Annotated in this window: 22 protein-coding genes; 11 read left to right on the top strand and 11 right to left on the bottom strand. The window is 74.2% G+C overall.

The window, feature by feature from the left end:
* The first annotated feature begins 101 nt into the window (after positions 1-101).
* The gene (locus GA0070215_RS00535) at positions 102-1,703 is read left to right on the top strand and encodes a tetratricopeptide repeat protein (protein WP_091040874.1); all 1,602 of its coding nucleotides are present in this window, start codon (positions 102-104) and stop codon (positions 1,701-1,703) included.
* Between the two features lie 198 nt (positions 1,704-1,901).
* Here the strand turns inward: GA0070215_RS00535 and GA0070215_RS00540 are convergent, their stop codons facing one another.
* A complete protein-coding gene (locus GA0070215_RS00540) occupies positions 1,902-3,491 on the bottom strand; it encodes an MDR family MFS transporter (RefSeq protein ID WP_091040876.1) in 1,590 nt (529 codons plus the stop codon).
* A 118-nt stretch (positions 3,492-3,609) separates the two neighbouring features.
* On the opposite strand from GA0070215_RS00540, the gene GA0070215_RS00545 reads away from it, so the two are divergent.
* On the top strand, positions 3,610-4,185 hold the full coding sequence (locus GA0070215_RS00545; protein WP_018784774.1) for a TetR/AcrR family transcriptional regulator: 576 nt from the start codon (positions 3,610-3,612) through the stop codon (positions 4,183-4,185).
* A gap of 51 nt (positions 4,186-4,236) precedes the next feature.
* Here the strand turns inward: GA0070215_RS00545 and GA0070215_RS00550 are convergent, their stop codons facing one another.
* Both GA0070215_RS00550 and GA0070215_RS00555 read right to left on the bottom strand, forming a co-directional pair.
* Positions 4,237-4,749: a GNAT family N-acetyltransferase gene (locus GA0070215_RS00550; RefSeq protein ID WP_091040879.1), complete on the bottom strand. Its 513-nt coding sequence runs from the start codon at positions 4,747-4,749 to the stop codon at positions 4,237-4,239.
* Entirely contained in the window at positions 4,746-4,961 is a 216-nt protein-coding gene (locus GA0070215_RS00555; RefSeq protein WP_018784772.1) for a biotin/lipoyl-binding carrier protein, read from the bottom strand. The genes GA0070215_RS00550 and GA0070215_RS00555 overlap by 4 nt, the downstream gene beginning before the upstream one ends.
* A 232-nt stretch (positions 4,962-5,193) precedes the next feature.
* Here GA0070215_RS00555 and GA0070215_RS29770 point away from each other — a divergent pair, with 232 nt between their 5' ends.
* Positions 5,194-5,268, top strand: a complete 75-nt coding sequence (locus tag GA0070215_RS29770; protein ID WP_369752275.1) for a 50S ribosomal protein bL37 — start codon at positions 5,194-5,196, stop codon at positions 5,266-5,268.
* Between the two features lie 82 nt (positions 5,269-5,350).
* Here the strand turns inward: GA0070215_RS29770 and rsrA are convergent, their stop codons facing one another.
* The 5 genes from rsrA to GA0070215_RS00580 form a co-directional block, all read right to left on the bottom strand.
* Positions 5,351-5,638 (bottom strand): mycothiol system anti-sigma-R factor, encoded by a 288-nt coding sequence (gene rsrA, locus GA0070215_RS00560; RefSeq protein WP_026267729.1) that lies wholly within the window; start codon positions 5,636-5,638, stop codon positions 5,351-5,353.
* 2 nt (positions 5,639-5,640) lie between these two features.
* Positions 5,641-6,450 (bottom strand): sigma-70 family RNA polymerase sigma factor, encoded by an 810-nt coding sequence (locus tag GA0070215_RS00565; RefSeq protein ID WP_018784770.1) that lies wholly within the window; start codon positions 6,448-6,450, stop codon positions 5,641-5,643.
* 228 nt (positions 6,451-6,678) lie between these two features.
* Positions 6,679-7,290 (bottom strand): alpha/beta hydrolase family protein, encoded by a 612-nt coding sequence (locus GA0070215_RS00570; protein ID WP_026267728.1) that lies wholly within the window; start codon positions 7,288-7,290, stop codon positions 6,679-6,681.
* Positions 7,291-7,388: 98 nt separating this feature from the next.
* Entirely contained in the window at positions 7,389-7,781 is a 393-nt protein-coding gene (locus GA0070215_RS00575) for a WhiB family transcriptional regulator (protein WP_013288375.1), read from the bottom strand.
* Between the two features lie 214 nt (positions 7,782-7,995).
* Positions 7,996-8,703 carry an SOS response-associated peptidase gene (locus tag GA0070215_RS00580; protein ID WP_018784767.1) on the bottom strand — a complete coding sequence of 236 codons (708 nt, stop codon included), beginning with the start codon at positions 8,701-8,703 and terminating at the stop codon, positions 7,996-7,998.
* A gap of 102 nt (positions 8,704-8,805) precedes the next feature.
* Between GA0070215_RS00580 and aroA the strand changes: the two genes are divergently transcribed.
* From aroA to GA0070215_RS00600, 4 genes are all read left to right on the top strand, one after another.
* The gene (gene aroA, locus GA0070215_RS00585; protein WP_091041323.1) at positions 8,806-10,107 is read left to right on the top strand and encodes a 3-phosphoshikimate 1-carboxyvinyltransferase; all 1,302 of its coding nucleotides are present in this window, start codon (positions 8,806-8,808) and stop codon (positions 10,105-10,107) included.
* Positions 10,108-10,269: 162 nt separating this feature from the next.
* Entirely contained in the window at positions 10,270-11,205 is a 936-nt protein-coding gene (rsgA, locus tag GA0070215_RS00590) for a ribosome small subunit-dependent GTPase A (protein WP_091040881.1), read from the top strand.
* Positions 11,206-11,259: 54 nt separating this feature from the next.
* Entirely contained in the window at positions 11,260-12,078 is an 819-nt protein-coding gene (hisN, locus tag GA0070215_RS00595) for a histidinol-phosphatase (RefSeq protein WP_018784764.1), read from the top strand.
* A gap of 60 nt (positions 12,079-12,138) precedes the next feature.
* On the top strand, positions 12,139-13,104 hold the full coding sequence (locus tag GA0070215_RS00600) for a hypothetical protein (RefSeq protein ID WP_208600267.1): 966 nt from the start codon (positions 12,139-12,141) through the stop codon (positions 13,102-13,104).
* Here the strand turns inward: GA0070215_RS00600 and GA0070215_RS00605 are convergent.
* Positions 12,987-14,255, bottom strand: coding sequence for a glycosyltransferase (locus GA0070215_RS00605; protein WP_091040883.1), 1,269 nt, complete (start codon positions 14,253-14,255; stop codon positions 12,987-12,989). The two genes, GA0070215_RS00600 and GA0070215_RS00605, sit on opposite strands and share 118 nt — an antisense overlap.
* Before the next feature lie 192 nt (positions 14,256-14,447).
* On the opposite strand from GA0070215_RS00605, the gene GA0070215_RS00610 reads away from it, so the two are divergent.
* The 3 genes from GA0070215_RS00610 to GA0070215_RS00620 all read left to right on the top strand — a co-directional run bounded on the left by GA0070215_RS00610 (position 14,448) and on the right by GA0070215_RS00620 (position 16,827).
* Positions 14,448-15,446: an SDR family oxidoreductase gene (locus GA0070215_RS00610; RefSeq protein WP_091040885.1), complete on the top strand. Its 999-nt coding sequence runs from the start codon at positions 14,448-14,450 to the stop codon at positions 15,444-15,446.
* A 56-nt stretch (positions 15,447-15,502) separates the two neighbouring features.
* On the top strand, positions 15,503-16,174 hold the full coding sequence (locus GA0070215_RS00615) for an ATP-binding protein (protein ID WP_091041326.1): 672 nt from the start codon (positions 15,503-15,505) through the stop codon (positions 16,172-16,174).
* An 80-nt stretch (positions 16,175-16,254) separates the two neighbouring features.
* Complete coding sequence (locus GA0070215_RS00620; protein WP_091040888.1) at positions 16,255-16,827, top strand: DUF5709 domain-containing protein; 573 nt, start codon at positions 16,255-16,257, stop codon at positions 16,825-16,827.
* Between the two features lie 4 nt (positions 16,828-16,831).
* On the opposite strand, the gene GA0070215_RS00625 is transcribed toward GA0070215_RS00620, so the two are convergent.
* Both GA0070215_RS00625 and macS read right to left on the bottom strand, forming a co-directional pair.
* Positions 16,832-17,464 (bottom strand): response regulator, encoded by a 633-nt coding sequence (locus tag GA0070215_RS00625; RefSeq protein WP_208600268.1) that lies wholly within the window; start codon positions 17,462-17,464, stop codon positions 16,832-16,834.
* Between the two features lie 11 nt (positions 17,465-17,475).
* Positions 17,476-18,597 carry a MacS family sensor histidine kinase gene (gene macS, locus GA0070215_RS00630; RefSeq protein ID WP_026267722.1) on the bottom strand — a complete coding sequence of 374 codons (1,122 nt, stop codon included), beginning with the start codon at positions 18,595-18,597 and terminating at the stop codon, positions 17,476-17,478.
* A gap of 115 nt (positions 18,598-18,712) precedes the next feature.
* Here macS and GA0070215_RS00635 point away from each other — a divergent pair, with 115 nt between their 5' ends.
* The gene (locus GA0070215_RS00635; RefSeq protein WP_091040892.1) at positions 18,713-19,180 is read left to right on the top strand and encodes an ATP-binding protein; all 468 of its coding nucleotides are present in this window, start codon (positions 18,713-18,715) and stop codon (positions 19,178-19,180) included.
* Positions 19,181-19,186: the final 6 nt, after the last annotated feature.

Genomic DNA, 19,186 nt, shown 5'->3' on the forward strand with positions numbered 1-19,186 from the left:
CATATTCAATGCAACGAGCAGGAGTGCGCAGTGGATCACTATTCGACGGAAGATCCCCTACGCTTGCCCGGCTGACCGACCCGACCCGCCGAGAGGACGACGTGCCCGAGGACGACGCCGCGCTCTCCGCGGAGGAGGAACTCACGCTGGCCCGGCTGGCACTGGGCGAGGGCGACCTGCAGCACGCCGCCGACCACGTGGCCGCCGCGCTGGTCCGCTCCCCCACGCTGCCCGAGGCGCACGAGACACTCGCCCGGCTGAACGCGGCGAGCGGCGGCGACCTGGACCTCTTCCCGCTCGGTCAGCAGGCGTTCGTCGGCGCCGTGGTGGCCCGCGCGCACCTGCTCGCCGCCGCCGGCCGCCCCGCCGAAGGGCTCGACCTGCTGGCCGCCGCCACCGGCTACGCGCCCGTGACGCCCTGGGCCGCCGTACCCTGGGTGACCGCCGCCGACCTGCCGGAACGCCTCGATCCCGAACGCACCGCCCGGATCCTCATGCAGGTCTGCGCGGCGGCGCCGGACCCCGCGCCGCGACGGCTGCGCGAGCCGCTCGCGCCGTACCTCACGCTGGCCCGCAACGCGATCACCGTCCACCCGGCCCATCCGCTGCTGCTGGGCGCGGCGTCCGCGCTGGCCCGGCGCCTCGGCGAGGTCACCCTCGCCGTCACCTGGGCCACCCGGGGGGTACGCGCACAGCCCACCAAACTCGGCGAGGTGTGGCTCGGGTACGCGTACCGCAGCGCCGGCCGGACCGCCGAGGCGCTCGCCGCACTGGAACGCGCTGTCGCGCTCGACCCCGACGACCTCGCGGTCTACGCGGACATCGCCGGCACGCTGGCCGACCACGGCCGCCTCGACGCGGCACTGGGCTGGGTCGACCGGGCGCTGGCGAAGGATCCCACCTTCGACTGCGCGGTGCACACCGCGCACCGGCTGCGCTACCTGCGCGACGGGAACGTCGACCACCTGGTGGCGCTCGCCGACTTCGTCCGCGACCATCCGGACGACACGCACGAGCACGGCGACCTCGCCGAGTGCTGCCGGGGCCGCCCCTGGCTCGGGCAGGTCACCCCGGCGGGCGACGACGCCCCGGCCCCTGACGGTTCCGCTGCATCGGCGGCAGCGGTTCGGCGACTCCAGCAACTCGCGCACCCGGCGTGGGCGCACCCACCGGCCGCGTACGACGCCGCGGTCGGGCTGGCCACCCTGGACCTCGCCGACCTGCTCGCCCTGCTGGCACACCCGCCGGAGGCGCCGGCGACGGCGCTGGGCCGCGTGCTCGGCGGGCAGGATCCGGCACTGTGGACGCGCTGCGCCCAGGTCTGGGCCTGCCTCGGCCTGCTGCACCACCGCACCGACGAGCCGTGGGAGCGGTCGACCCGGCGGCGGGTGCTGGGTGAACTCGCCGCCGGCGATCTCGGCCCGGCCGCCGAGGCGGCACTGTTCGCCCTGGTCACCGCCGCCTGGGTGCACCCGGAAACCCGCGCCGACGTGGCTGCGCTGGTGTCCGGCCGGATCGCCGAGGCGGCGGCGGGTCCCGCCCGGCGTGACCCGGTGGTGGTGTCGCTCGCGTACCTGGCACGGGCCACCCCGGCGCTCGACCCGGCGGCACGCGCCACCGCCGACCGGTTGATCGCCGGTGCCGAGGGTGGGCCGCTGCGGCGTCTCTGGCGCCGCCTCACCGCCTTGTTCCGCAGCGGCTGACCGCCCGTCCCCTGCGGACGCCGTTTCCGAGCCATGTCCGCCCCCTCCCCCGCCCCGCCGAGCGCCGCCACTTCGCCGAGGTGGCGCGATCAACTCGCCCCGGACCCCACCACTCCCCCGAACTGGCGGCGACCACGGCCCCACGGAAACGGACACGCGGCGGCCCCGCGTACCTCCCGATGGGGGCGCGGCGGCGCGTCAGGCGACGGGGGCCTTGCCGAGCGCGGCCTCGGCCCCGTCCTCGGGGGTGGCGCCGGCCGGCGGCACGTCGTTCGTCGCGCGCAACGGCACCTCCTTGATGAACCAGGCGAGCACCGGTACGGCCACTGTGAAGAGGACCGCCCAGAAGAAGACGTGCGAGATGGCGTCGGAGAGGCCGCCGAGCACCGCCTCCCGCATCGCTCCGGTGAGCTTCTTGAGGGCCTCCAGGTCCATCGCGCCGCCCTCGCCGCCCGAGCCCGCGAACGCGGAACCGGCGGCGGAGCCGGCGAGACGGTTGGCGAAGATCGCGCCGAAGAGGGAGACGCCGAACGAGCCGCCGATGGACCGGAAGAAGGTGGCCGCGCCGCTTGCCGCGCCGAGATCCTTCTGTGCCACGCTGTTCTGCGCGATGAGCATCGAGGTCTGCATGAGGAAGCCCATGCCGACGCCGAGCACGAGCATGTAGAGCGAGGACTGCGTCTTGCTGGTGTCCACGTCCAGCAGGCTGAGCAGACCCATCCCGGCGGCCATCACCACGCCGCCGACGATCGGGAAGACGCGGTAGCGGCCGGTCCTGGTGATGGTCCGGCCGACCACGAGCGACACCACGAGCATGCCGAACATCAGCGGGAGCAGCAGCAGGCCGCTGTTCGTGGCCGACGCCCCCTGCACGGTCTGCTGGTAGAGCGGCAGGAAGTTCATCGCGCCGAACATGGCGAAGCCGAGCAGGAACCCGATCACCGAGATCAGGGCGAAGTTGCGGTTGGCGAACAGGCTCAGCGGCAGGATCGGCTCCGGCGTGCGCCGCTCCACCAGCGCGAACACGGCGAGCGCGAGCACCGCCAGCACGGCGAGGCCGAGGATCTGCGGCGAGACCCAGTCGTACTCGTTGCCGCCCCACGTGGTCACCAGCACGATCGCGGTGATGCCGACGGACAGCAGCGCCGCGCCCAGCCAGTCGATCTTGTGTTCGGTGCGGTACTTCGGCAGGTGCATGGTGGTGGCGAGGACGAGCAGCGCCGCGCCGCCCAGCGGCAGGTTGACGTAGAACGCCCAGCGCCAGGAGAGGTTGTCGGTGATGAAGCCGCCGACGAGCGGGCCGGCGACCATGGCGATGGCCATGATGCCGGCGATCATGCCCTGGTAGCGGCCGCGCTCGCGGGGCGGGACGAGGTCACCGATGATCGCCATGACGCCGACCATCAGCCCGCCGGCGCCGAGGCCCTGGACGGCACGGAACGCGATCAGCTCGGTCATGCCGGTGTCGGCGCCGCCGAAGACGCCGGAGCCGGACATGCCGCAGAGCGCGGAGCCGATCAGGAACACCACGACCGCGGTGAGGAAGACCGTCTTGCGGCCGTAGAGGTCGCCGAGCTTGCCCCAGATCGGCGTGGAGACGGTGGTGCCCAGCACGTACGCGGTGACCACCCAGGTGAAGTGGTCGGCGCCACCGAACTCGAAGACGATCCGCGGCAGCGCGGTGCTGACGATCATGTTGTCGAGCATCGCGAGCATCATCGCGATCATCAGACCGAACAGGACGAACCGGACATTGGGTCTCGTGGCCACCTGGGCTGGTTGCTTCATCGGTAGGCTCCCCGCAGATCGGATGATCGACTTACTTGCCGCCCGGCTAGTTTGCTTACTAGCCGGACGGTAAGCTGACGAAGGGCACACGTCAAGCGGAGTGGAAGGAAGTCGGCCGGTGCGGGAGACCACAGGTGGCACGCGGGAGCGGATCCAGGCCGTCGCCTTGGAACTCTTCACCGAGCAGGGCTACGAGAAGACATCGCTGCGGGAGATCGCCGAGCGGCTGGGCGTGACCAAGGCCGCGCTCTACTACCACTTCAAGAGCAAGGACGAGATCGTCACCAGCCTGGTCGACGACCGGCTGCGCCGGATGGACGAGCTGATCGCCTGGGCCGCCGACCAGCCGCCCACGCTGGCGACCCGGCGGGCCCTGATCGGCCGGTACGCCGACAGCATGTTCGACGGCGACCTGCCCCAGGTGATGCGCTTCTTCGAGCAGAACCAGACGGTGCTCAAAAGCCTCGTCGCCGGTCAGCAGATGCGGGACCGGATGATGCGGCTGGCCCACCAGCTGTGCCGGGGCGACGACTCACCCGCCGCCCAGCTCCGCGCCGCGCTCACGCTGTTCGCCGTGCACAGCAGCTGGTTCGCGGTGCGCGCGCCGGGCATCACCGACGACGAACGCAAGCGGATCGCACTCCAGGTGGCCGACGAACTGCTCGCCAAGATCGGCGAGACCGGCCAGGGCTGAGCCGAGCCGCCGCAGCCAGCCACGGCCGGAGCCGGCCTGCCGCAGTCGGACTCAGCCCGCCGCGGTCAGGTCCAGCCGCAGGCCGCGCAGGTCGATCCCGGGCAGCGGCGTCCAGTCCTTCTCCGGGTACCTGACGAAACCGAGCCGCTCGTAGAGGCGGTGTGCGCTCGCCGCCATCCCGGCGCGTACGCAGATCACCACGGCCGTGCAGCCCAGCTCCGTCGCGCGCGCCACGCACGTGGACGCGAGCGCCGCACCCGCGCCCCGGCCCTGCGCGGCCGGATCGACAGCGAGCATCCGGAACTCGGCCTCGCCCGGGCCGGCCAGTTCCGCGTACGGGGTGCCCGGCAGCACGAACGTCACCGCGCCGAGCACCTGGCCGGTGACGTCGTCGACAGCCACCAGAACCTCGCCGGTCTCGGCGCGGCCGGACACGTCGGCGAGCACCGGCGCGTACCCGCTCTCGTCCTTGAGCTGGCCGTCCGCCTCGTACGCGGCGACGGTCAGCCGGGCCACGGCCGGGAAGTCCGCCGGCTCGGCGCGGCGCACCCGCAGGCCGCTCAACCGATCTCCGCGATCAGGTCGCCGTCCTGCACCACGTCGCCCTCGTCGACCGCCAGCTTCTGCACCACGCCGTCGGACTCGGCGACCACCGGGATCTCCATCTTCATCGACTCCAGGATGACGAGGGTGTCGCCCTCGGACACCGTGTCGCCTGCGGACACGACGACCTTCCAGACGTTCGCCACCATCTCGGCGCGGATCTCCTCGGCCATCTCGACCCTCCCTCTCCCGACAGCTCCCGACAATCCTGCGAACGGTATCCAATCATGACGCCGGTCACGCCGGACCGCGCACCACCACGCGCGATCCGCCCCGGCGCGCCCCGGTGGGCGGTGACGGCACTAGCATCGTGCGGGTCGGCCACCGGCGAGCCGGGGGGCCACACCGCGACCTCCGCCGCGCCCAGCCGCGGACGGAACCGTGACCAGCACAAGGAGGCAGAGCATGGCGAAGAAGGCCCGCAAGAAGAAGGCCCGCAAGAAGAGCAGCGCCAACCACGGCAAGCGCCCCAACTCCTGATCATCCGATCAGCGCGGCGCAGTCGCCGGACAGCGAGACGGCCCGGGTCCGTGATCGGAGCCGGGCCGTTCGCGTCGCTTGTTCAGTCGGCCAGTTCGCGGGACTCGGTGGTCTCGAAGACCACCAGCTCGGTCAGCCGCAGGCGCAGCCGCTCACGCAGCTTCTCCGGGGCCGCCTCGTTGCCGCAGCACCGGGCCACGAGCGCCTTGACCTCCTGCTCGATGCCATACTCGCGCAGGCACGGCCCGCACTCGTCCAGGTGGTGCCGGATCAGCACCCGGCGCTCCTCGGCGCACTCCAGGTCGAGGTAGAGGTAGACCTCGGCGAGCACCTCGCGGCAGTCCGTCTCGTGCGGTTGTCCACAGCTCACGGTCACACCTCCCGGCCGGCGGCGGCGGTCGAGCCCTTCTTCGACGAGGCGGCGCTGAAACCCCGCTCCGCCGCGTACTGCTCCAGCAGCTTCCGCAGATTACGTCGGCCACGGTGCAGACGGGACATCACGGTGCCGATCGGCGTGCCCATGATGTCGGCGACCTCCTTGTAGGAGAAGCCCTCGACGTCGGTCAGGTAGACGGCCAGGCGGAACTCCTCCGGCAACTGCTGGAGGGCCTCCTTGACGTCGCTGTCCGGCAGCCGGTCGAGCGCCTCCGTCTCGGCCGAGCGCAGGCCGCTGGACGTGTGCGACTCGGCCTCGGCGAGCTGCCAGTCGGTGATCTCCTCGGTCGGCGCCTGGATGGGCTGGCGCTGCCGCTTGCGGTACGTGTTGATGTAGGTGTTGGTCAGGATCCGGTAGAGCCAGGCCTTCAGGTTCGTGCCCTGCTCGAACTGGTGGAAGGCGGCGTACGCCTTCAGGTACGTCTCCTGGACCAGGTCCTCCGCGTCCGCCGGGTTGCGGGTCATCCGCAGCCCGGCAGCGTAGAGCTGATCGACGAAGGGCATCGCGTCCCGCTCGAAGCGGGCCCTGCGCTCGTCCGTCTTCTCGGTGGTCAACCGCACATCCCCTCGCGTCGGATGCTTCCCCGCCGAGGATACGCGTACCCGCTTGCCGGCAGATTCACTTCCGGAGTGTGTGCCGGTGCTCACGACCGACGCCGCCGCGGGCCACTCCGGCGCGTCGAGCAGCCGCCGGAGCCGGCGCTCGTCCCGTTCGTCCCGTTCCCGGCTCCGTGTCTCGATCGGCACCGGTCACCCCCCTCGCGCTGGCTCTGTCGTCGTCCAAGGGAGGTAACGCGAGTTGCGGGGCGTGGCATTCCGCCGGCCCCACCCGATCCTGGTCCCGGCCTCGGCCGCGACCGACGCTGGGACCAGGAAGGGCCTGGGAGGGTGGCCCCGGCGCGCCCGAACCGGGCGGCCGGCACCAACCGGTGCAACGACCCGCCGCGCCGGACGGTCACGGCGCGCGCCGCACGGTCAGGACGACCACCCGTGTACGCGCAGCCAGTCCCGCACCACGGCGGCCGTGCCGGCCGGGTCGCCGCGCAGGTCGTGGCGCTCCCCCGGCCGGACCACCACCTCGATGCCGGGGCCGGGCCCGGGCACGCCGAACGGGTCCCGGTCGCCGTTGACGACGAGCGTGGGCAGCCCGGTGAGCAGTTCCCCGGCCCGGGATCGTTCCGGCCGCCCCGGCGGGTGCAGCGGGAACGCCAGCGCCACCACCGCGGCCGCGCCGACGTCGGCGGCGGTACGGCAGGCCACCCGGGCGCCACTGGACCGGCCCCCGACCACCCAGTGGCGCACCCTCGGGGCACGCCGGCGCAGGTCGGCCAGCACCGCCGTCCACGCCTCGTCGAGGTGCCCGGCGGGGGCGGGCGCGCGTCGCCCGGCGACCCGGTACGGCTGGGTCACCAGGGCCACCCCGGCCCCGGCGGCGAGCACCGCGTGCCGCACGGCGGTCAGGTCGGGCGCGTCCACGTCACCACCGGCGCCGTGACCGAGCACCAGCACCGTGGTGCCGTCGGCGGGCATGTCGAACCGGAGCCGGGCGGGCCCCCGTGGGGTGTCGATCTCGTCGTCGTGCCGCACCGGCTCATTCTGCGCGGCCCGCCGGCCCGCCGGTGACCGGGCGCGGACACGGACGTCGCCCGGCGGCCTGCCGGAGCGGGCCACGGGCGATGTCGGGATCAGCTCAGCGGGACCAGCGTGAGCAGGCGGTCGCGCACCGGCGGACCGGCGTCGTCGAGCGCGTCCGGATCCGGCTGCACCTCGCTGCGCCAGGCCACCAGCATGGCGCGCCGCTCACGCGGCGTGGTGCCGCCCCAGACGCCGTGGCAGTCGCCCACCTCCAGCGCCCAGGCCAGGCAGGAGCCCTGGACGTCGCAGGTGCGGCAGAGCGCCACCGCCGCGTCGGCCGGTTCGTTCGGTGCCGGAAAGAACGTCTCCGGATCGACGTTCTGACAGGTGCCTCTGGTGCGCCACGCGTCGTCCTGGCGTCGTTCGCTCAGCGCCCGCAGCAGTCGCGGATCGCGCCGCGCGGCGGCCACCTCGTGCGGACGCGGCATACGTGCCCGTGTCAATACACCCACCTCCCCCGTGGGAACCGGCGTAGATCTCTACAAGATCGATGGGTGTCATCCGCCCCGTGCGAACAGAACGCCCATCACCGGCGCTGTGTTCTATCGCATTCGCATGCGTAAGGACAAGGGTCTTCAATGAAACTGACTGAACGTCCGGGCGACTTTTCCGGTCGAAACCCGACAAAGGGGCACGCGCGAATGTGGCGGAGCGTGATCAGAACAGCGTCGGCCCGGCAGCCGTCTCGCCCCCCGCCGGAGCCACCGCGGCGATCAGCTCCGGGCCGTCGTTGCGGACGTCCCCCACCGCCCGGGAGACGGGCCGGATCTCCAGCCCGGCGAGCAGGCCGGCGTCCGGCGGCGTGAGCAGTTCCGCCGGCTCCTCGGCCGGACCGAGCCATCCCGCCCAGCGCTCCGGCGACAGCAGCAGCGGCATCCGGTCGTGCACCTCGGCCAGCTCGCCGGCCGCCGCAGTGGTGAGCACGCTGAACGTCAGCCGGGCCGTGCCGGCCGACTCCCACACCGACCAGATGCCGGCGAAGGCCAGGACCGAGCCGTCCCGCGGGGTCATGAAGTAGGGCTGGCGTCCGCCGTCGGCGAGGCGGACCCACTCGTACCACCCGTCGGCGGGGACCAGGCAGCGGCGGCGGGCGAAGGACGGCGCGTACGCCCGGCTGGTGGCGACCGTCTCGGCCCGCGCGTTGATCATGCGGGCGGCTCCCGAGGCGCTGCGCGACCACTGCGGGAGCAGGCCCCAGCGGCCGAGGGAGAGCAGCCGGTGCCCCTCCGGGGCGAGCCGGACCAGCGGCACCGGGTCGGTCGGCGCGACGTTGTAGTCCGGCGTCACCCCGCCGGTCTCGTCGGCCGACTCGAAGATCGCGCTCAGGTCGGCGGCGCTCCGGGTCGTGGCGTACCTCCCGCACATGGCGCCCACGCTAGCCCCATCCGGACGTTCCGGCTGTCCCGCCCAACGGGAGCAGCGGCGCCGGACCCCTCCACCGGCCCGGGAGCTTGGCAGAATGTGACCGTGAGCAATCCGACCGCGACGCGTCCGCCGCAGCAGTGGACCGCGCCGACCGCGAGCGACCCGGTCGCCGCGACGCTGCGCCTGCCCGGCTCCAAGTCGATGACCGCCCGGGCCCTGGTGCTCGCCGCGCTCGCCGGCGGGCCGTCGACACTGGCCCGGCCGCTGCGCGCCCGGGACACCGAACTGATGGCCGGCGGGCTGCGCGCACTCGGCGCCCACATGTCGATCTCGGACGACGACCGCTGGCTGGTCCGGCCCTATCCGCTGGCCGGCCCGGCGCACGTCGACGTCGGCCTGGCCGGCACCGTGATGCGGTTCCTGCCCCCGGTGGCCGGGCTGGCCGCCGGCCGGGTCACGTTCGACGGCGACCCGCACGCCCGGACCCGCCCGCTCGGGCCGCTGATCGGCGCGTTGCGCACGCTCGGCGTCCGCGTCGACGCGCCCCCGGCCGGGAGCCTGCCGCTCGTCGTCCTCGGCGCGGGCCGGGTCACCGGCGGTGAGGTCGTGATCGACGCCTCCGCGTCCAGCCAGCTCGTCTCCGGGCTGCTGCTCGCCGCGCCGCGCTTCGACCGGGGCGTCGTGGTCCGGCACGAGGGGCCGCCGGTGCCCTCCGCGCCGCACGTGCGGATGACCGTGCAGATGCTGCGGGCCGCCGGCGCCGCCGTCGACGACACCACACCCGACGTCTGGTCGGTCGAGCCGGGCCCGCTGTCCGGGCGCGGCTGGGAGATCGAGCCGGACCTGTCCGGAGCCGCGCCGTTCTTCGCCGCCGCGCTGGTCACCGGCGGTGAGGTGACGCTGCAGGGCTGGCCGCGCAGCAGCCTCCAGCCGGTCGAGCGGCTCCGGGAGCTGCTGCACCGGATGGGCGGCGAGGTGAGCCTCGGCACCGACGGCCTGACCGTGCGGGGCACCGGCACCGTGCGCGGGCTCGACGCCGACCTCTGCGACGTGGGCGAGCTGACCCCGGTGCTCACCGCGCTCACGCTGCTCGCCGACAGCCCCTCCCGGCTCACCGGGATCGGCCACATCCGCGGCCACGAGACCGACCGGGTCACCGCGCTGGCGAAGGAGTTCACCGCGCTCGGCGCGGACATCACCGAGACCCGCGACGGACTGGACATCCGGCCTCGCCCGCTGCGCGGCGGCACGTTCCGCACGTACGCCGACCACCGGATGGCGCACGCGGCGGCGGTGGCCGGGCTCGCCGTCCCCGGCATCGAGGTCGACGACGTGGCGTGCACCTCCAAGACCATGCCGGAGTTCCCGGCACTATGGTCGGGGATGGTGACCGGCAAGAACTGACAGCGGGGGGACGTCCTGGCGACGAAGCGGCGCGAGTACGACGAGGACGACGTCCGGGTACGACCGGGCCGGTCGTCGCGCCCCCGTACGCGCACCCGGCCCCGGCACGCCGACGCCGTCGACGGATTCGTCATCGCCGTCGACCGGGGCCGCTACACCTGTGTGCTCCCCGGCTCCGGGCCGGACACGCCGGTCGTGACCGCTATGCGCGCCCGCGAGCTGGGGCGCAAGTCGGTGGTGGTGGGCGACCGGGTGGGGCTGGTCGGGGACACCTCCGGGGCGCCGGGCGCACTGGCCCGCATCGTGCGCATCGCCGAACGGACCTCGGTGCTGCGGCGTACCGCCGACGACGACGAGACCACCGCCGAGGGGCGGCTGGAACGGGTCGTGGTGGCCAACGCCGACCAGTTGGTGATCGTCAGCGCGCTCGCCGACCCGCCGCCGCGTACCGGGTTCATCGACCGCTGCCTGGTGGCCGCGTACGACGCCGGCATCGAGCCGCTGCTCTGCCTCACCAAGGCGGACCTGGCCGGCCCGGAGGCGGTGCTCGGCTACTACACCGAGCTGGAGCTGCCGTACGTGCTGATCCGCCCGGACTCCGACCTGGCCGCACTGCGGGCGCTGCTCGCCGGCCGGGTCTCGGTGCTGGTGGGACACTCCGGGGTGGGCAAGTCGACGCTGGTCAACCGCCTCGTTCCGGAGGCGGAACGGGCGGTGGGCACGGTCAGCGCCATCGGCCGGGGCCGGCACACCTCCACCAGCGCGGTGGCGCTGCGCCTGCCCGTCGAGCCGGGGGCCGGCGGCGACACCGGATGGATCGTCGACACCCCCGGGGTACGCAGCTTCGGGCTGGCCCACGTGTCCGCCGAGAGCCTGCTGCACGGCTTCCCCGACCTGGTCGAGGCGACAGTCGACTGCCCTGCCAACTGCCCGCACACCGCCGACGAGGCGGAGTGCGCGCTCGACGCCTGGGTGGCCGCCGGGAAGGCCGACGCGCGGCGGCTCGCCTCGTACCGCCGGTTGCTGGCCTCGCGCAGCGGCGAGGGCGACCCGCGCGAGCCGGAGCGCAACCCCGGCGACCCGCTCGCCGGTTCCTGACCGGCGGCGACCCGCCGTCGCCGGCCGTGGGCCGCCGCCACTAGCGTGTCGGTCATGACCGGGTACGCCGACGACCTCGCCCTCGCCCACCTGCTCGCCGACGCCGCGGACGCCGTCTCCTCGGCCCGGTTCCGCGCGCTCGACCTGCGTGTCGAGTCGAAGCCGGACCTGACCCCGGTCTCCGACGCGGACACCGCCGTCGAGCGGGAGATCCGCGCGCTGCTGGCCGCCCACCGTCCCGGCGACGGCCTGCTCGGCGAGGAGTACGGCGAGCAGCCGCCCGCCGGTCCCGACGGACGGCGCTGGGTGATCGACCCGATCGACGGCACGAAGAACTTCGTCCGGGGCGTACCGGTCTGGGCGACGCTTATCGCGCTGCTGGAGCACGACCGGCCGGTGCTCGGCCTGGTCTCCGCCCCGTCGCTGGGCCGCCGCTGGTGGGGCGCGCTCGGCGCGGGCGCGTTCGCCGGCACCGGCCCGGCGGACGGCACGCCGATCCAGGTCTCCGGCGTGACGGCGCTCGCCGACGCGAGCTTCTGCTACTCGTCGCTGACCGGGTGGGAGCAGGCGGGCCGGCTGGACGCGGTCCTCCAGCTCATGCGCGACACCTGGCGCAGCCGGGCGTACGGCGACTTCTACGGCTACATGCTGCTGGCCGAGGGGGCACTGGACGTGATGGTGGAGCCGGAGCTGTCGCTGTGGGACATCGCCGCGCTGGTCCCGATCGTCACCGAGGCGGGTGGCCGGATCACGGATCTGGCCGGACGGCCCGCGCCGGCCGGTGCCGGTTCCGCCGACACCAGCGCCGTGGCCAGCAACGGGGCGCTGCACCACGACATCCTGGCCCGGCTCGGCCGTCCAGCCGAGCGTTGACCCGGGGGAAGCCTCTATCCTCGCCAGGTGGTTTCCTCCGGTTGGTGCTTCCTCGCGGCGATGATCATCGCGTACGGCTTCGCCAACCTCCTCCAGTCGGTCGCGGCCGCGCGGACAACCGTGCACCACACGTTCGATCCCGGGCTGCTGCTGCGCCTCGCCGGGCAGCGGACGTACCTGATCGGTCTGACCTGCCAGGTCGTCGGCTTCGTGTTCGCCTTCCTGGCCCGTCGGGACCTGCCGTTGTTCCTGGTCCAGGCCAGCGTGGCGGCCGGGCTCGGGGTGACCGCCGTCCTCGGCGTGCTGGTGCTCAAGTGGCGTTTGCCGGCCGCCGAGGTGGTTCTGCTGGTGCTGCTGTTCGCCGGCATCACCGCGCTCGTGCTGTCGGCCCAGCCGGCGCCGTCGCGGCAGCTCGGCACCGCCGGGCTGGTCGGCCTGGCGGTGGCGGTGGTCGCGATAGCCGGCTCCGGCTTCTTCGCCGCCCGGCTGCACGGCGCGCCCGGGTCGGTGGTGCTCGGCTCACTGGCCGGGATGGCGTTCTCCGCCGCGGCGGTGGCCGCCCGGCCGCTCGCCTCGGCCGGATCGGTGGAGGCGTTCGCCCGCGACCCGCTGCTCTACCTGCTGATCGTCCACTCGGTGGTCGGCCAGTTGCTGCTCGGGCTGGCGATGCAGCGCGGGTCGACCACGGCGGCGGTGGCGGCGATGGACGCCGCCGGCGCGGTGCCCGCGGCGATCGTCGGGCTGCTGCTGCTCAACGACAAGATCTGGCCCGGCCGGGAGTGGCTGGCCGGTCTGGGCTTCCTGGTGACGCTCGCGGCGGTGGTCGGCCTGACCCGGTACGCCGAACCGCAGCACCACCACGCCGGCGTCCGCCAGAACGCGCTGGTGGGCGCCGGGATGGTGCCGGTTCAGGCCGCCTCGACCGGACCGCGTTCGGAGACGACCACCTCGACCGACGGCGTCACCTCGACCGGCGTCGGCTCGATCGGGGTGGCCGGACGGCGCCGCCCGATCACCCGCTCGTAGAGGCGCTCCAGCGCGGCGGCGGTCCGTTCCCAGGTGTAGCTGCACCGGACCCGGTCCACCGCGGCGTGCCCGTACGCGAACCGCCCGGCGTTGTCCGAGAGCAGCCGGCGCAGTGTGACCCCGAGCGTGCGAACGTCACCCGGCGGCACCAGCTTGCCGGTCACCTCGTCCACCACCGCGTCGGCGATGCCGCCCATGGCGTAGCCGACCACCGGCACGCCGCAGGCCATCGCCTCCAGCGACACCCGCCCGGCGGACGCGTAGTGCGGGGTGCAGGCCACCAGGTCGGCGGAGCGGTACCAGGTGGCCATCTGGTCGTGCGGCACCGCGCCGACCAGCTTCACCTGCTCCGCCACGCCGGCCCGTTCGGCCAGCTCGCGCAGCCGGCGCGCCTCGGCGTGCCCGTCCAGCCGCCCGGCCGGCGGGCCGCCCGCGATCACCAGTTCCGCGTCGCCGACCAGCCGCATCGCCCGGATCAGGTCGTCCTGGCCGTGCCCGGGCGAGAGCCCGCCGACGGAGAGGATCCGGGGCCGCTGGTCCCGCGGCGCCGCCTCGCCGTCCGGGTGGAACTGGCCGGTGTCCACGCCGGTCGGCACCATCGCCACGGACGTGCGTTGCAGGCCCATCCGGGTCAGCTCGTCGACCTCGTCGTTGCACTGGGCCACCGCCACGTCCACGGCCCGGGTCAGCGCCCGCTCCAGCGGGATGCGCTCCCCCGGCCCGGAGTACTCCCGGCCCAGGTGACGCAACTGCTCGACGCCGAGCGAGTGGAACGTCTGCACCACCGGGATGTCGGTCGCGCGTACCGCGTGGGCGGCGGCCAGCCCGCCGACCCAGTAGTGCCCGTGCACCACGTCGGGAGTCCAGTCCCCGGCCCACTGCCCGGCCAGCCAGCGGCCGTACTCGGCGACGAACGGCACCAGCTCGGCGGTGGAGAGCATGTCGGGCGGGCCGACCGGGACACGTTCCACCCGGTAGCCGTCGAGTTCGGTCAGTGCGGGCTGGTCGGACGCGGCACGGCGCTCGTAGACGCGGACGTCATGGCCCCGGGCGGCGAGTTCCGCCGCCACGCGCGCAATGTGCTCCTGCGTCCCGACGGTGGGACCGTCGGTGGACGAGCCGGCGTGCGCGCATACAAGGCCGACGCGCATGGTGCACCTCCATGCGTTTCTCGCGAGCGGGGTCTCCGGTCAGAGCGTCCCATTAACCCAGGTCCGGTGCGCCCAAACCTGGCAGATCGGGGCCACCCGGCCACGGCGTCCCGCGGACGGGACAGCCGACCGAACCCGATCAGCGTCGAAAACGGTCGGCATGACTGTCCCGACCGGGGGTACCGACGGGGAATGCCGCTGACTCGCAGCCTCTCCGACGCCACAGTCGTCATCACCGGCGCCTCCAGCGGGATCGGCGTGGCCACCGCGTACGCGCTGGCCCGCCGGGGCGCCGACGTGGTGCTGGCCGCCCGGACCGAGTCGGCGCTGCGCCGGGTCGCGGCGTACTGCCGGGAGCTGGGCGCGGAGGCGCTCGTGGTACCCACCGACGTGACCGACCCGGAGGCCGTCGGGCGGCTGGCGGAGCGGGCGGTGGCCGAGTTCGGCCGGATCGACGCCTGGATCAACAACGCGGCCGTGGGCACCGTGGGGCTGTTCGACGAGATCCCGCTGGCCGAGTTCCGCCGGGTGGTGGACGTGAACCTGCTCGGCACCGTGTACGGGACGCGGGCCGCGCTGCCCTGGCTGGGCGCGGCCGGCGGCGGGGTGCTGGTCAACAACGCCTCGGTGCTGGCCGAGGTGGCGATGCCGTACCAGTCGGCGTACAACGCGACCAAGCACGCGATCCGCGGGCTGGCCGACACGGTGCGGCAGGAGTTGCGGGTGACCGGCCGGGGTAACATCTCGATCTGCACCGTGCTGCCCGCCACCATCGACACGCCGTTCTTCCGGCACGCGGCCAACCACTCCGGCCGGGAGCTGACCCCGCCGCCGCCGGTGTACCCGCCGGAGATGGTCGCCGAGACGATCGTCAAGTTGCTGCGCCGGCCCCGGCGCGAGGCGTACGCGGGCGGCGCGGCCCGGCTGATCGGTCTGCAGTGGCGGCTCGCTCCGGCGCTGGCCGAGCGGGTGCTGGGCTGGTACACGGCGCGCACCCAACTCGGCCCCGGCGTACGCGCCGACTCCACGGGGGGTCTCTTCACACCCGACGCGGCGGCAGAGCGGACCGACGGGTGGTCCGGCCGGCGCGGTCAGGTGCTGCGGCTGAGCGCGGCGGTCGGGCTGGCTGCCGGCACCGCCGCCGGTGCGGTGGCGGCGATCAGCCGCCGCACCAGGGGTGCCCGGCCGTGAGTCCCGTCGACCGGACCGGTGCGTGGTCGCGGGCAGACGTGCACAATGGGGCGATCATGCCGACGGATGCGCGTTGCCTGGTGGAGACCGACGAGTCCTCCCCGACGGTCCGGCTGACCGGGGTGCTCGACCGGGCCGGAGTGGAGGCCGTACGGGACGCGCTGCTCGCCCGGCTGTGGCAGCGGCCCGGGTTGCTGCTGGTGGACCTGTCCGGGGTGCGGATCACCGACCCGCTGGCCCGGGACGCGCTGGACGAGGTCTGCCGGGCGGTCGCCGACTGGCCCGCCGCCGAGCTGCTGCTCGATCCGGACGAGCCGCCACCGGACACGCCGCCCGAGCCGCTCGACGCCGAGTTGTCCCCGGTGGTCGAGGCGGCCCGCGAGGCACGTGTGCTGGTAGCCGGCGGGTGCGTCACGTGGGGCCTGCCGGAGCTGACCGAGCCGGCCTGCATCGCGGTCACCGAAATGGTCAACAACGTGGTGGCGCACGCCGTCACGCCGATGACGCTCCGGCTGGCTCCGCGTGACGGCGCGCTGCACGTGGCCGTCCGGGACCACTCGGCCGGGCGGCCCGCGTACGGCGGTCCGGCGCCGGTGGACTCGGTGGGCGGGCGAGGGCTGCTGCTCATCGACACGGTGGCCCGGCGCTGGGGCAGCACGGCGCTGCCCGACGGCAAGGTGGTGTGGTGCGTGCTGTACGCCGAGGACGAGGTGGCGTTCCGCAACTGAGGTGCCGTTTCGCCCCGTTGCTCCCGATCCACCCGGCCGGTCGCGGTTAGGGCGGCGAGGGCAGTGGGTAGTTCCCGAGCATGCGCGACGACGAGTACCCCACCCCCGTGTCCGATCCCGAGGCGGAGGGTCTGCCCGACACCGCCGACGACGACTCCACCGCCAACGACGACGTGCTGACCGGGCGCGAGGCGGACGGCCCCGAGCCGGCCCAGCTGCCCGGTGACCGCGTGCCGGTCGCCGTGGACCAGTTCGGCACCACGGCGGAGGAGCAGCTCGACGGCGAGTCGCTGGACTACAAGCTCCAGCGTGAGCGGTACGAGCGCCCCGCCGACGATCCGCTCGCCGGCCCGGTCGACCCGGACATCGCCGCCGAGGCGGACAGCGAGGAGGCCGCCGCGCAGGCCCAGCTCGACGCCGACGTGATCGACCCGGGCCCGGTCTCGGACCCGGACTCCCCGGTCTCCGTGTACGACCACGGCCAGCTCGGCACCGTCGCCGACCACCAGGTGGGCCGGCTGGTCGAGCCGGACGAGGGCGCACACACCGACCAGGAGACCGACAACGTCGCCTACGACGCCGGCGCGGCGGGCGGCGGGGCCAGCGCGGAGGAACTGGCGGTGCACGAGACCCGGCCGCCGGACGCGCGCTGACCGCTCAGTCGTCCAGGCCCCGCTCGATGGCGTACCGGGTCAGCTCGACCCGGTTGTGCAACTGGAGCTTGCCCAGGGTGTTCTGCACGTGGTTCTGCACGGTCCGGTGGGACAGGCCCAGCCGGTCGGCGATCTGCTTGTAGGACAGCCCCTTGGCGACCAGGCGCAGCACCTCGGTCTCCCGTTCGGTGAGCCGGGGTGCGTCGTCGTGCGGGGCGGGCGGCGTCGCGGCCAGCCGCCGGTACTCCCCCAGCACCAGCCCGGCCAGGCCGGGCGTGAACACCGGTTCACCGGCCGCGGTGCGGCGTACCGCGTCCAGGAACTCGGCCGGTGCGGCCGACTTGATCAGGTAGCCGGTGGCGCCGGCCTTGACCGCGTCCAGCACGCCCTGCGGCTCGCCGCTGGCCGACAGCATGAGCACCCGCACGTCGGGCAGCGCGGCCCGCAGACCCCGGATCACCTCGACGCCGGAGATGTCCGGCAGCTGGAGGTCGAGCACGACCAGGTCGGGGCGGGCCGCCGCGGCCACCCGTACCGCCTGCCGTCCCTCACCGCTGGTCGCCACCACCTGGTGACCGGCCTCGGTGAGGTCGCGGGCCACACCCTCGCGCCACATCGGGTGGTCGTCGACCACCATCACCCGGATGCTCACCGGCGCCTCCTCGGCACGACCAGCTCGATCTCGGTGCCGGCGCCGGGCGCGGACACGATGCGCACCTCGCCGCCCAGGTCCGTCACGCGGCCCCGGATGGACTGCGCCACCCCGAGCCGCCCCTGCGCGGCGGCCTCCGCCAGCCGCCCCTCCGGGATGCCCGGCCCCTCGTCGCGTACCGAGACGGTCACCGTCTCCTCCTCGTCCTCGATCAGCACCCAGGCCCGCCCGCCGGCGTGCCGGGCCACGTTGTCGAGCGCCGCGCCGACCGCGGCGCCCAGCTCACCGGCGGCCCGCGCCGGCAGCGGCACCGGTGTGGCGGGCGCGGACACCACGACGGTGGCCGAGGCGAACCTGTCGATCAGGTCACGCAGGTCCTGCTCGTCGCCCGCCGGGTCCGGCGGCACTCCCGTCCGGCCGATCAGCGCCCGCAGCGCCTCCTCCTGCTCACCGGCCAGCCGGGCCAGCTCGGCCGCCTCGCCGTCCAGGTCCGCGCCGCGCCGCCGGACCAGCGCGAGCACCTGGAGCACCGAGTCGTGGATGTCGCGGGCCAGCCGCTCCCGTTCCCGGGTGGCCGCCTCCAGCTCCACCGCCCGCTGCAACCGCTCCTCCGCCCGCACCGCCAGCCGGGCCACGTGCCCGACCACCACGCCGGCCAGCAGCATGAGGATCGCCCCGGTCAGCGCGGACGGGCTGATCCGGTCCCGGGTGGCGAGGTCGGCGCCGCCGAGCACGAGCGCGGCCACCGTGCCCCGCCGCCGACCGCCGGACACCGCCCAGGCGAGCACCGGCCCGGCCAGCCAGGCGGCGGTCAGCATCGGCACCCCGGCGGCGAGCGCCGCGCGACCCACCACCCAGGGCGTGACCAGGATGATCGCCAGCACCACGCCGAGGTCGGCCAGGAGCAGCGGCCAACGCCGCCCGGCCGGGCGGCCGTAACCGGCCGCCGTCACGCCGCTCCACGCCAGCATCGCCAGCAGGACGCCGCCCGCGGCGACCGGGTGCGCGTAGCGGTCCGCGTCGCGCAGCACGACCAGTCCGACGTACGCGAGCGCGGCGAAGCGGAACACCGCTATCGATCGCCAGAAGGGGCCCTCGAGGCCGGAGGACGACGGCATGTGCGACACCCTGTCACAGCCGGTCCGGGGCACCCCGGGCGGTGCGGCCCGAGAAACCCTGACGTACGGTGGAAATGCCGCGAAAGTCGTCGAGAACCATCGTCGGGACAGGGTCATGACAGACGCAGAGCTCCCCGCACCGCGTACGGTTGTGCCCATCGAACCTTCCCTGCTTCTCGCCACGGCCTTCGACCAGGCGCAGGTGACCGGGCTGCGGCACTCGGTCACCTCCTGCGCGCACGGGTCGGGCCTGTCCGGCCAGCGGCTGGACGACTTCGTGCTGGCGGTCAACGAGCTGATCACCAACGCGGTCCGGCACGGCGGCGGGCAGGGCTGGCTGCGGCTCTGGAAGCGGGACGGCGGGCTGGTCTGCGAGGTCGCCGACCACGGGCCCGGGATCAGCGAACGGCGGCTGCGCCACCGCGAACGGCCCGCGCCGGACACCGCCGGCGGCTGGGGTCTCTGGCTGGCCCGGGAGCTGAGCGACGCGATGGAGGTGAAGAGCGGCGACGCCGGAACCGTCGTCCGGATTACCGCCGCGCTCGCCACCCGCCGGCCCGCCACCCGCCCGCTGGACGGCTGACCCGCG

It is taken from the genome of Micromonospora marina, from assembly GCF_900091565.1.
Taxonomy (GTDB): domain Bacteria; phylum Actinomycetota; class Actinomycetes; order Mycobacteriales; family Micromonosporaceae; genus Micromonospora; species Micromonospora marina.

Excerpts from the sequence above, each read along its gene's own strand:
- GA0070215_RS00625 (WP_208600268.1), bottom strand. The coding sequence starts at position 17,464 with ATGGTGGTCGACGACCACCCGATGTGGCGCGAGGGTGTGGCCCGCGAC.
- macS (WP_026267722.1), bottom strand. The coding sequence starts at position 18,597 with ATGCCGTCGTCCTCCGGCCTCGAGGGCCCCTTCTGGCGATCGATAGCG.
- GA0070215_RS00540 (WP_091040876.1), bottom strand. The coding sequence starts at position 3,491 with ATGAAGCAACCAGCCCAGGTGGCCACGAGACCCAATGTCCGGTTCGTC.
- GA0070215_RS00635 (WP_091040892.1), top strand. The coding sequence starts at position 18,713 with ATGACAGACGCAGAGCTCCCCGCACCGCGTACGGTTGTGCCCATCGAA.
- GA0070215_RS00580 (WP_018784767.1), bottom strand. The coding sequence starts at position 8,703 with ATGTGCGGGAGGTACGCCACGACCCGGAGCGCCGCCGACCTGAGCGCG.
- GA0070215_RS00555 (WP_018784772.1), bottom strand. The coding sequence starts at position 4,961 with ATGGCCGAGGAGATCCGCGCCGAGATGGTGGCGAACGTCTGGAAGGTC.
- GA0070215_RS00620 (WP_091040888.1), top strand. The coding sequence starts at position 16,255 with ATGCGCGACGACGAGTACCCCACCCCCGTGTCCGATCCCGAGGCGGAG.
- hisN (WP_018784764.1), top strand. The coding sequence starts at position 11,260 with ATGACCGGGTACGCCGACGACCTCGCCCTCGCCCACCTGCTCGCCGAC.
- GA0070215_RS00600 (WP_208600267.1), top strand. The coding sequence starts at position 12,139 with ATGATCATCGCGTACGGCTTCGCCAACCTCCTCCAGTCGGTCGCGGCC.
- GA0070215_RS00615 (WP_091041326.1), top strand. The coding sequence starts at position 15,503 with ATGCCGACGGATGCGCGTTGCCTGGTGGAGACCGACGAGTCCTCCCCG.
- GA0070215_RS00605 (WP_091040883.1), bottom strand. The coding sequence starts at position 14,255 with ATGCGCGTCGGCCTTGTATGCGCGCACGCCGGCTCGTCCACCGACGGT.
- GA0070215_RS00610 (WP_091040885.1), top strand. The coding sequence starts at position 14,448 with ATGCCGCTGACTCGCAGCCTCTCCGACGCCACAGTCGTCATCACCGGC.